The 11,880-nt window shown below is 49.3% G+C and carries 10 protein-coding genes; 9 read left to right on the top strand and 1 reads right to left on the bottom strand.

What is annotated here, in order from left to right; all coding sequences use genetic code 11:
* Window positions 1-298 precede the first annotated feature (298 nt).
* From deoC to PHW04_08760, 6 genes are all read left to right on the top strand, one after another.
* Window positions 299-1,018: a deoxyribose-phosphate aldolase gene (deoC, locus tag PHW04_08785; protein MDD2715974.1), complete on the top strand. Its 720-nt coding sequence runs from the start codon at window positions 299-301 to the stop codon at window positions 1,016-1,018.
* Between the two features lie 198 nt (window positions 1,019-1,216).
* The gene (locus PHW04_08780) at window positions 1,217-3,193 is read left to right on the top strand and encodes an O-antigen ligase family protein (GenBank protein ID MDD2715973.1); all 1,977 of its coding nucleotides are present in this window, start codon (window positions 1,217-1,219) and stop codon (window positions 3,191-3,193) included.
* Between the two features lie 7 nt (window positions 3,194-3,200).
* Window positions 3,201-4,214, top strand: coding sequence for a glycosyltransferase family 9 protein (locus PHW04_08775; protein ID MDD2715972.1), 1,014 nt, complete (start codon window positions 3,201-3,203; stop codon window positions 4,212-4,214).
* Entirely contained in the window at window positions 4,211-5,020 is an 810-nt protein-coding gene (locus tag PHW04_08770) for a ChbG/HpnK family deacetylase (protein ID MDD2715971.1), read from the top strand. Before PHW04_08775 ends, PHW04_08770 begins: the two co-directional genes overlap by 4 nt.
* Before the next feature lie 8 nt (window positions 5,021-5,028).
* A complete protein-coding gene (locus PHW04_08765) occupies window positions 5,029-5,724 on the top strand; it encodes a methyltransferase domain-containing protein (GenBank protein ID MDD2715970.1) in 696 nt (231 codons plus the stop codon).
* A 275-nt stretch (window positions 5,725-5,999) separates the two neighbouring features.
* Entirely contained in the window at window positions 6,000-7,016 is a 1,017-nt protein-coding gene (locus tag PHW04_08760) for a hypothetical protein (GenBank protein ID MDD2715969.1), read from the top strand.
* 7 nt (window positions 7,017-7,023) lie between these two features.
* Here PHW04_08760 and PHW04_08755 read toward each other — a convergent pair whose 3' ends face one another.
* The gene (locus tag PHW04_08755) at window positions 7,024-7,287 is read right to left on the bottom strand and encodes a hypothetical protein (protein MDD2715968.1); all 264 of its coding nucleotides are present in this window, start codon (window positions 7,285-7,287) and stop codon (window positions 7,024-7,026) included.
* Between the two features lie 84 nt (window positions 7,288-7,371).
* On the opposite strand from PHW04_08755, the gene PHW04_08750 reads away from it, so the two are divergent.
* From PHW04_08750 to PHW04_08740, 3 genes are read left to right on the top strand one after another with little or no spacing between them, the layout of a single operon-like run.
* Window positions 7,372-8,274 carry a hypothetical protein gene (locus PHW04_08750; protein MDD2715967.1) on the top strand — a complete coding sequence of 301 codons (903 nt, stop codon included), beginning with the start codon at window positions 7,372-7,374 and terminating at the stop codon, window positions 8,272-8,274.
* Between the two features lie 24 nt (window positions 8,275-8,298).
* Window positions 8,299-9,456, top strand: coding sequence for a PP2C family protein-serine/threonine phosphatase (locus PHW04_08745; protein ID MDD2715966.1), 1,158 nt, complete (start codon window positions 8,299-8,301; stop codon window positions 9,454-9,456).
* 50 nt (window positions 9,457-9,506) lie between these two features.
* Window positions 9,507-11,837 (top strand): hypothetical protein, encoded by a 2,331-nt coding sequence (locus PHW04_08740; protein MDD2715965.1) that lies wholly within the window; start codon window positions 9,507-9,509, stop codon window positions 11,835-11,837.
* The last annotated feature ends 43 nt before the right edge of the window (window positions 11,838-11,880 follow it).

Below are 11,880 nucleotides of genomic sequence, written 5' to 3'. Positions count from 1 at the left end.
CCGCAAGATCACTGAAGAAGTGAAAAAGCAGCTGGGAGGAAGCCAGACTTCCCGTCCCAGTTGTGAATCTCCCCAGCTGAACCTGGTCAGGAAGCAGATCGGGATTCTCGAACACGCTATCTCTGAATTGAAAGCCTTGGAACAAAGCCTTTCTGCCGGTCATTCACCTGCCGCACTGGAAGCAACGTCAAAGCCTGAAATGCTGCTTTCCTCAGGCGCCTGCAGTTTCTGCGATCCTGGAAATTGCACAGGCTGCGGCTATTGCATCGTGAACAACAAAAACTCAGTCTCCAAACTGATGGAAGCTGGCGCAATCAGGATCGGGTCAGGTGCCGGAATTCCATCCGCCCCTGGAGATCTTGCCTCCTATATCGACCACACCCTGCTTAAACCGGATGCCACAGCCGATCAGGTGATCGCTCTGTGTGAAGAAGCCAAAAAATATCAGTTCGCTTCAGTCTGCATCAATCCCACCTGGGTTTCCCTGGCTGCCAAAATTCTTGCCGGCACCAAGGTCCGGGTCTGCACTGTGATCGGTTTCCCGCTGGGAGCTACTGCCTCCAGCGTGAAAGCTTATGAAACCAGGAGGGCTGCCACTGACGGGGCCGGCGAGATCGACATGGTGATCAACATCGGAGCCCTGAAATCCAAAAATTTCAAGCTGGTGGAGGAAGACATCCGCCGCGTAGTCGAATCAGCGGGCGACAGGATTGTGAAAGTGATCCTGGAGACCGCACTTCTTACTGATGAGGAGAAAATCATCGGCTGCACCCTTTCCAAGGCTGCAGGGGCTCATTTTGTCAAGACATCCACCGGTTTCGGGCCAGGCGGCGCCACAGTCAAGGACGTAGCCCTGATGCGGGAAGCGGTAGGCGAAGACATGGGAGTAAAAGCGTCAGGAGGCGTGCGCGACACCAAGACAGCCATGGAAATGGTGAAAGCAGGCGCTACCAGAATCGGAGCCAGCGCGTCTGTAGCGATTGTCAGCGGCCAGGCTGCAGGAAGTGGGAAATACTAATTTGAGTTCGGTAAATTTTTGTGGTGTGCAGCCAGATGCTTTTGTGAAGCCATGATTTGTGGCGGGTCCTGTCCTGTGTCAACTTTTTCTCTTCTTCGCAGTAGCTCAGATGAGGAAAAGTTAACACTGGCCACCCCACAAAGTTTTCAGGAGATAAATTTAATAAATTTACCGAAGTCGAGCACTAGTCAGAACAAATTGAAAAGCGCCTTTTTCCTGGCGCTTTTTTGTTTGTTCTTCTATAACACTCAGTATGATTATCTGCATCTTCTGGTCAGCGGCCTGATCTGGTGCTGGCTGCTCCTGATACTGCCTCCATTGGAAGATAAGGAATCGCGTTTTCTTCTCTGGACTGCCTTCCTGCTGGTTTTCAATCTGATGATCAGCGCTACTGTCTTCTGCACACTGCTCCGTGACAGCGCAATCGCTGCAGGCCTGACCGTTTTTTTTTCCGGCCGGAAATTCCTGATCCGCAGCGAGCTTGGACGGATGCTCGATTTCATCCTGGCTGGAGTTATGCTGATCGGGCTTGTACAGACCGGTTTTCTGACCTCGCTCTCGGCATATACCACACATGGCTTTTTCCAGAATGCCAGCTTTTTCGGGGCTTTCCTGCTTCTTAATCTCTCCCGGGTTCTGGATAAAAAGTTCTTCCCCTGGGGCCTCAGCTATCTGATCTGTCTTGCTGCCGCAGCATCCAGAGCCTGCTGGCTGGGGCTGGCGTCCGGACTTTTGCTTTTTGCTTTTTCAGAGCGCAGGTTAAAGCCGTTAGCCTACCTGCTGGTTTTCCTTTCCCTGATACTGATCGGAAACATCAGCAGAGCCAAGCTGTCGCAAGGAATATCTGAATCGAACTATGCCATTTCAAGGCAGGAAATCTGGCAGAACGCCTGGGAGCAGTTCAAAGAAAGACCCTGGTTCGGCAATGGCTGGGGCTCATTTTCCTCGCTGTTTCTCGAGCATAAACCGCTGATCAAGCTGCATGCGCATTCGCTTTATCTGGAGCTTCTTTCCGGTTTCGGGATCTGTGGAGTACTGATACTTCTCTGGCTGTCGCACAGATTCATGAAAAACTTTGTCAGGAGTAAGCAATGCCTGCTCGCTCTGCTGCCTTTTTTCCTGGCCAGTTTCTTTGACAACAACTTCTATTCCTACCAGATAGTGGTTATTTTTTTTCTGGTCCTGCTTTATTTTTCCATTGATGAAAAGGAAGGAGAAAGCCAGAAGTCACAGTTGTTGACGGACTGGGAAATCAAGGCTCTCCTGTTTTATCCGTTTTTCTTTTTTGCTGCGATTTTCATTAAAAGCCAGGTGTTTTTTTCTCTGCTTCCGCTTTGTTACCTGCCGCTTCTGAAACCGGGAATGCCTAGTAAACTGCTGAAAAAATCCACTTCTGCGTTCATCGTCTGCCTGATCATACTGGTTAAAATTTCTATCTATGAAACTGGCGTTGATTTCATGAAAAACAAGGACTATTCGAGAGCACTCTCCTGCTTCAGTACCTCTGCAAATTATCTCTGGCCTGTGAACCCTCTGGAACTGTTTTATGCAGGCAATGCAGCTTTTTTGCAAAAAAGCAGTTGGCTGGGAATGGCTTCTGGCTACTATAACAAAGGCTCATGCCTTTATCCCTGTTTTGATTACTGGAAGGTCAATCTGGAGATCAGTCTCGGAAAAGCCGGTGAGATTCAGGCCTTCCACGGCGAAAGCCTGGCTCTGGCTGCTGTGTATTATAATAAAATCGGTCAGTTTGACAAGGCCCAGGAATTTTTCCGGAAAGCCTGCCTGGTGGAGCCCAGGACTTTTTTCCTCGCTGATTTTAAAAATGAAGCACTTCAGCAAATAGGGAAAGATCTGAATCAGATCCTGAAAAGTCTGGAAAGAAATCCTGAAAATGTGATTGAACATCTTAAACTTGCATATTATTATCTGGAAACAGGGGAAACTGAATCCGCCCTCAAATATTCCAGATTGGCAAGAGAAGAAGCCCAGAACGGGAAGGACAGCTTTCTGGCAGAAAGTATCATCCAAAGGCTTACTGGAAAAGCGTCGACTGTGCCGGACAGCATTGATTTCAACGAAGAATTTCCGGAGCGCGTCTTCGGCTTGCGCGGACTGAGAAGACCCGGACTGGTGGATATGAAGCTTGTTTATGAAGACAACAGCCTTAAATGAGGGTTCGATGAAATTCCTGATTCCATTTTATCTGGGGATAGGAAATGCAGTGATGTTTACCCCGTTCCTTTCCACCCTGAGAAATAAATTTCCGGATGCCTCGATCCATCTGATCGGAGGCCTGCCCTGGGAACCTGAAAAAATCCTGCCTGCCGAGCTGTTCGATGAATTCCATTTCCTGCCTAAAACAGCACCTTTTTCAGGAATCATGAATATGCTTTCCGAGCTTCCTGATCTGGATGTTTACTTTCATCCCTATCAGGGCAGTAATTACAAATTCCTGATGCTGTTGCGTATTTTAAGGCCCCGGGTAACTGTCATCGGGCATGCGGGGCTTCCCGGATTCAGGGGGATCTGCAACAGGCTTCTGCTTTCCAGGGGATATTCCTGGAAATCCGGGGTCCATGAAAGCCGGAAATATCTGAACCTTCTGTCAGGGCTTCAGATCAGCGACAAAGAATTCATCAGTGTTCCAAAGATCCGCTCCGTTCCTTCGATTCTTGCTCCCGGATACATCGTGATTCATCCGGGAACCACCTGTAACCAGGAATCCCCGAAAAAATATCCGCTGGAACACTGGCTGCTTGTTCTGAAAATGTTGAAAGAATCCGGCAGGCAGCTTGTCCTGGTCGGCGACAGAACTGAACTCGAACTTGGAAACAGGCTGACTGCAGGTTGCGATTTCCCGGTCAGAAACCTGATCGGGCAGACCACTGTCAGTCAGCTGAGCGGAGTGCTTGGCAGCGCTTCCCTGGTTCTCGGGGCTGATTCAGGTATCGCACACATGGCAGGTGCACAGAATGTACCCTTGATCGTGCTCTGGGGGCCGACTGATTTCAGCCTCAGCCATCCGCTTGGAGACAAGGTCCATTTCCTGAAAAAGGATTTCCCCTGCGCTCCCTGCACTTCGGCTTTTAGGCGAAGCGAGAAAAACGCACATCGCCGCTGCCCGGAATCACCGTGCATGAACTCCATCTCACCTCAAGAGATCGTTGACCTGGCCCTGGAAATTTTAAAATGAACAAGAAATTCATCATCAATGCCGACGATTATGGCCTCAGCCCTGGGGTTTCCAGAGGCATTCTGGAACTTTTCCGCTCAGGCGCGGTCAGTTCGACTTCGGTGCTGGTTAATCAGGCGGACTGTGTTGAGCAGCTCCAGGAACTGATGAATTCAGGCCTGCCGGCTGGAATTCACCTCAACCTGACAACCGGAAAGCCTGTACTGCCTGCTGAAAAAGTTCCTTCACTCGTAAACAGCAAAGGCCGCTTTCACGACCTGAAAAAACTCTGGCTGCTGCTGCAGAGCGGCAGGCTCAACCCGGAAGAAATCCGTCTGGAACTGTCGGCCCAGGTGGAAAGAATGTCTGCGAGTCTGAAACCTGATCATTTCGACGGGCATCAGCATTTTTACTTTTTCTCAAAAAAATTCGCCAGGATCGTCTTCCCGCTGATGCGGGATTTCGGGATCAGGGAAACCCGTCTCCCGTTCGAATCCAGGCTTTTTCCCGGCTCACACCCGGTACTTGTTGCAAAAACACTGCTGCTGAACTGGTCAGTTCATAAGATCATAGCCTTGCTTGAAAAATACAATTTCAGTTATCCTGATTCATTCTTTGGCCAGCAGTTCTGCGGACGCTGGAGCCTGCGGGATTTCACCAGGGTTTTCAGGCACGCGGAAGGTGTGACTGAAATCATGGTACATCCCGGATTTTGCGATGATCTGCTTCGGAAACGGTCAAGATTGTCGGACCAGAGAGAAAGAGAACTTGAAGTACTGAGGAAAATTGCCGGAAAGATCAGCTTGGATTCTTTCGGCGAGATTTGAGGTTTAAAATGAAACGGAACTGGCAGAATTTCTGGTCAGACAAGACAGACGGCGGTCACAGGCAAAATGACGAGTCTTACCTGGCTCTCGAAGCCAGGGAGAAACTTTTCCACCTGGGATCCGGCGGATCGATCCTGGATTTCGGCTGCGGGGCTGCAGAGCTCTTATCCTATTTTGCAGGAGCGTTCAACTATGCGGTTGGGGCTGATTTTTCCAGCTCCATGCTGGGCAGCGCGGAAAAAAGACTCAAGAGCCTCGGAATCAACAATGTCAATCTGATCCAGGCTGACGACAGGACTGTCTGGAGCAAACTGGACCGGAAATTCGACAGAATCACCTGCGGCCAGGTTGTCCAGTATTTCAACAGCCGGATGCTGGACGAATTTCTGGGAAATTGTAAAAAGAGCCTTAATCCCGGAGGAAAAATCATCCTCTTCGATGTGATAGATCCAAGGATTTATCTGCTCTATCATTACAGAATCATCGGCAATCAAAAACCTCAGGCAGTAAGACTTTTTTATGCTGCAGCCATCTTCTGCCGCGACCTGTTCCATCTTCTTTCTTTTACGCCTCTCTGTGAACTCGGCTTCGCCCATCATCCGGAATCAATGAGCAGGATTGCAGCCCGGCATGGCTTCAAAATGACCAGAGTTGGCTCAATGTATTATGAGTATCGCTACCATGCCGTGTTGGAAGAAGATTGATCTGAGTCTAAATCTGCCTGCTGCGGTCGACGGGTTAGGATTAAATATTGGTACTGCAGAAGCCAGGGCTGTGCAATCATCCCAATCTCGCTCCGCCGGCCCCGCTTTTGCGGGGACCCCACCGGCTCCGCGGCTAAGGTTCTTCCTAATCAAACCATGCTCCCTACGCAGACAGATTTAGACTCGGATCAAAACATATTGCCATCTTTTTATCTACATTTTCATATATTGCTTTGAACCTTGGATTGAATTATCATCATCCACACGGAGGCGGCATGCTCTATAATGCAAATGCAACAATTCGGCTTCTGACGATCATTTTTCTGTTCTGCTTTGTATGTTCTTCAAATGCAGCCTGGAACCTGAAGGTCGAACTGGTCGCTCCTGGCACCAGATCAGAGGGACGCAGGGGCATACTCGAATACAACGGCACCAAGATCACTCCTTATTCTGAAAAACTCACCCTTCAGGATGGAACCGAATACTTTTATCTTGAAGCTAAATACATCTGGAACGATGCAGGCTGGAAAATGCGGTTTGCCAAAGTGCCTGCGCCTACAATGGAAATTGGAGCCATCACTACAGACGAGACTATTATTGGTCATTATTATGGTGAAGCCTCTCAGCTGAAGCGAGGCACTCCTGCGGAATGGGTGTTTCTGGAAAACAAGATGTACAAACTCTGGATCTCCCCGGAACGCATCAACACTTTCCTCGGCACTGAGCAGCAAAAAGAGGAGCCATTCGTATTTTTAACCGACCGCCATCCAGCTCTCCTGTGGCATATCCCTTTTTTCCCCACCCTGACTCTGTCGTCGGATCAGAATAGTTTTTCAGTCGTTGGCTACGAATCAGGCAGAAGTTCTCCGCTGGTCTATAAAATAGACAAGAAAACCGGAATTTTCACCTCAATGTATCCCTGGCCTTCTGACCTGCTCCAGTCAGCTCTTTCCCCTTCCTTTACCGTGCTAGGCGACAGGCTTTATTATCTTGGCGGAAGCCTCTCGACCGGTAGATTTGTAATCCAGGACATGCGGAAGGGTCAGGAAATTTTCAGTGAACGCAAGTATTTCACTCATCACGCCACACTGGTTGTGTTCAACGAAAGAATCTATCTTCCCTATTCGGAAGCTGATCACAGATTCTGTCACCTGGAAGCGAGGGATCTGGATGGAGCTCTGCTCTGGCATTTCAGAAGCAGGGAGAGCATCAGTGAAATCCCGCCGCTGGTCGACAGTGAACGCGTGATTTATTTCACCAATGAAACAATCTACTGTTTCCAGAACAGGTAGACCGGAATCATTTTCCCTGTCCACCTGTAATTTCTTCTGTATCCTGAATTCTGAGTTCCGAATTATTAACACCTGTCTCTGAAGAAGTCAGGATTTTTTTAACTGATTTCAAATCCCACTGGGGGATTGACAGCAGAAGAGCTGCCACTGCCACAATCAAATGATCAACCCAGGTTCTTTTCCTGCCGCAGAACAGAAAATAGATAATGAACAAAATGAAAAAAGTGGTGAGATAGGAAAAAATCATGTCCAGTAGATAAATCTTGATCATGATTAATTTTAGCATCGAATCGATACCTGGAGAAATTCAGACCTGAATATTTACTTTATGCTTCCGACCATATAACCTGATTTCATGAAATCTGAGAAGCAGAAAAAAATCGCAGTGATCGACTTCGGATCCAACTCCACCCGCCTTCTGATCACAAAAACCGATGATATTTTTCATCCGCTCGTCGAACTTACAACTGTCACCAGACTTTCGGAAGGAGCTTTCGAAGACGGAATCCTGAAAATGGCCCCAGTAGCACGCACTCTCTCAGTCGCCGGCGGATATCTTGAAATCTGCAGGAAGCAGCAGGCTCAGGTCCGCTCATTCGGTACCAATATCCTACGGGAGGCGAAGAACAGCGGTGATTTTCTGGAGAAAGCCGGTAAACTGGGCCTGACCGTTAAAATACTCAGTGGCAAAGACGAAGCATATTTTAATTATCTGGCTGTGAAAAACTTTTTCCGTGACGATCTGGACTCTCTGGCAGTCGATCTGGGCGGAGGAAGCATGGAGTTGATTTACTGGCGCGGGGAGGAATGCCTCCTTGAGAGCAAACCTGTCGGCTGCATCCGCTTTCTGGATGACTGGGAATCCGGCAGGTTCGACAAAATCCGAAAAGCGGTCCTCTCCGGGTTGAATCAAAGCCGATCCACAGGAAGCTTCACCAGACTGATCGGTATCGGCGGCACTGCCACTACCCTGGCCTCGATCGACCTCAGCCTTCCAGAATTCGACCAGACTAAAGTGCAGGGGCACGGAATTCCAAGAGCCCGCCTGGAGAAAATCTACCGGAATCTGTCGGAAATGGACCTGGAAAGCAGGAAAAAAATACCTGGTATGGATCCTACCAGGGCTGACGCCCTTCCCTGCGGAGCGCTGATCATTCTTACACTGATGGAGCATTTTTCTTCAGATCTCCTGCTCGCATCGCATTATGACTTGATGTATGGTTACGCGATCGCCAACAAGGAGAAAACGGGACTGTAAACTTGAATCGGTTGCAAGGTGACCATGAAAACTTCCAAAACAGCTAAATCTTCATCTGTAACAAACCTTAAAAAAAATGAGGTGCAGCTCAATCTGGCCATGGAAGTCCAGGACAGCTTTCTGCCGGGTATTTCGGAAGTCAAATGGGGTTACTGCCAGTTTGGAGTGCAGAAGATTAATGCCCAGAACGCCAGCGGCGATTGCTACGATCTGTTTCCAATAGAGGAGAACCGCTACTTTTTCCTGTTCGGGGATGTCTCAGGCAAGGGAATTCCGGCTGCCCTCATGATGGTGCATCTGCTCTCTTCGGCAAGATTCATGGTCTTCAGATTCCAGAAACCCGCCAGGATCATCTATGAACTTAACAACGAAATCCACAGACTTTCCAGCAAAGGCATGTTCGCCACCCTGCTCTGTGGAATCCTTGACCTGGACAGGAAAGAACTGGAATTCGTGAACTGCGGACATCTGCCACTGCATTACTATTCTGCCGGCAGCAAGAACTGGCGGATTCTGACAAACCTCGACAATGTGCCGCTCGGAATCATCCGCGACAACAAGTTCAAGACATGCAGACTGCCTTTCCAGACAGGAGACACCATTCTGATGATTTCCGACGGAGTCACAGAAGCGTGCGATAATTTGGGACGGGAATTTTCACTGGAAAAAATACGCAGTACTTTCCCTCTGAATGGAGCAGACCCTCAACACCTTGTAACCATGCTGTTCGAGGCCTTGAAAAAACATTGCGGCAACAGTGTTTTTCCGGACGATGCCACCATTTTTGCCATCCAGAATTCCCTGCAGGAATCCAGCACTCATATGATACATCCTACAATGCAGGGGCTGGAGAAAATCAAGGAAATTGTGGGACCCTTCCTTTCGAAATACTATCCTGACATCCAGTTCCAGAATAAAATGAGGATTGCCTTTCCCAAACTGCTCTTCACCCTGCAGAACCTGGACACCACCAGCGAAACCGATAAAATCTGGGAGCTGAAAGTAGTCGCTAAAACCAACAGACTGGAAGTCGGCATCCGCACCCAAGGGGACCACATCGACAGCGAAAAAATGATCTCTGCAGATTCCTACAACCTGATTTCCATCCTGCTGGATGAAGTCAGTTTCAAACCGCTGCAAGGCGGAAGCCATATCCTGCTGGTCAAAAACCTGGCTTGCTAAATTTTTGAAATTTTAATAATATGTTCTCAATTTAACCAAGGCAGGTATCCATGAAAATCAGATTCAAGATTCATAACCTTGTTTTACTTTTTATTCTGCTGTCCTTCAGTCTTGATTCCCTCTCAGCCCTCACTTCCCAGATCCCGCTCAAACAGGGCTGGAACCTGATCAGCCTGGGATTGACTCCGGCCAGCGGATCGATTGAAGTGATCTTTGCGGGCTGCCCGGACATGAAATATGTGCTGGGATTCTTCCGCTTGCCTGTTGACGCGGGTACTGAAGGATTCCGGATTTACATGAACCTGGACATTGTAAGAGATTTCTCCACTCTCAGGACCATGGACGGACTCCACGGGTACTGGGCCTATATGAGCAAGGCCGCCACCCTGGAAGTGAGCGGAATTGCCATCGCAGACACCAGAGAATGGTCTCTTGAATCAGGCTGGAACCTTGCAGGATACTGGCTTTCGACCAGCAACAGCCTTCCCACTATGGAAACTCAGACCGGCACTGTGATCGACTCGGTCTTCAATCTGACATCAATCGACGGTGTGGCCAGATACATCTCGGGATTCTATCGTCCTTCCGATGGGGGCAGCGAAGGTTTCCGTACATTCATCAACAATGCAGCCATCGGTTTTTCCACCCTTCAGACGCTGGATCCAAATCACGGTTATTGGTATTACATGGACCGCCCAGGCACACTCAAGTATCTGTCAGGGCTTCCGACAAGGTCCCTGACCGGGGTCACTATTTCTCCTTCTTCGATTAACCTCCATCCGGGTACCAGTTACACTCTGTCAAACATCAAAGTTACAGCAGTCTACTCCAACGGCAGCCAGGAAACCGCCACCGGCATGACCTGGAACATGAAGTCAGGCGGAGGTGCACTCAGCACTTATACTGCTCCAGACACTGACGGAACGGATGAACTAGTAGTCAGCTTCTCAGCCAGAAATATCACTGCCACTCAGGAACTGACAGTCAATATCATCACAGGTCCTCTTCCACAGCATGCATTGACTGTGACTCTCGCCCCGGCTGAGGCTGTCAGCGATGGTGTGCAGTGGAGCATCAACCATGGAAGCTCATGGAGTAATAGCGGCGACACGGTCGGAGTTGAGGAGAATTCATTATTCACGATCGAATGCAAGGCTGCCAGCGGCTGGATCATCCCGGCTGCAGCAGTATCAACGATGAGAAACGAGGATCAGGCCCATACATTGACTTATGTGCAGATCCCGGGAGTGTCGTGGCATCAGGCTACCGCTGAAGCGGCTTTTCAGGCAGTAGCTACCTCCGGCCTTAGTTACAATGGTAAAATGTGGGTGATCGGTGGAGAAGATTACCAGGCCAATAAAAAAAATGAGGTCTGGAATTCCACTGATGGGGCGGACTGGACACAGGTCACTGCCAACGCGGCTTTCAGCGCCAGATCCCGTCATACATGTCTGGTTTTTGACAACAAAATGTGGGTGATCGGCGGCTACACAACCTCTTACCTGAACGATGTCTGGTATTCCGCGGATGGAACGAACTGGACAGAGGCCACTTCCGAAGCTGCTTTCAGCGTCAGAGGCTGGCATACAAGTCTGGTTTTCGACAATAAAATGTGGGTGATCGGTGGATACAGCAAAACCGGTTACCTGAACGATGTCTGGTATTCTGCAAATGGGGTGAACTGGACAGAGGCCACTTCAGGAGCTGCCTTCAGCGCCAGAAAATGTCATGCCAGCATAGTCTTTGATAACAAGATGTGGGTGATCGGTGGATACAGTACCGGTATTGGTAACCAAAACGATGTCTGGAGTTCCGGGGATGGCTCGAACTGGGTTCAGTCCACTGCAAGCACGGCTTTCAGTCCGAGAGGATATCTGGCCAGCCTCGTTTTTGATGAAAAAATGTGGGTGATCGGCGGTTGCGGCAGTGACTGTTATAGCGATGTCTGGTCCTCGCCCGATGGCAGCAGCTGGACGCTTGTGACAGCCAGTTCCGCATTTGCCCCAAGGTATTCCCTTGCGGGTTTGAGTTATGACAACAGAATCTGGGCAATCGGAGGAATCTGTGGTACTACCAGGGACATCTGGTATACAGGAACCGCTTCCCCGGCCCTTTCACCTCTTTACATTACTACCAGCCCTCTCACTCTGGAAGTAACTGCAGGCAGCACATTTGAACTCTCGACCATCAAAAAAACCGTGTTTTATTCCAGTGGCACAACCCAGGAAGCGAGCGGTCTCAGCTATATTCCATCCAGCGGATCTGTCACTGGCACACTCTATACGGCACCAGGTTCAGGAGATTCCGACACGCTGGAAATTTCCTGCACTGAAAGCGGCAGGACCATCACCACGCATCTTCGGATAAAAATCTGGCCATAATAAATCTTCCCCGGCGTTTACAACAATTCAGCCAGGAGTTATC

Source organism: Candidatus Wallbacteria bacterium (assembly GCA_028687545.1).
Taxonomy (GTDB): domain Bacteria; phylum Muiribacteriota; class JAQTZZ01; order JAQTZZ01; family JAQTZZ01; genus JAQTZZ01.
The sequence above is the reverse complement of the archived record's forward strand: the minus strand, read 5'-3'. Positions and strand labels throughout refer to the sequence as shown.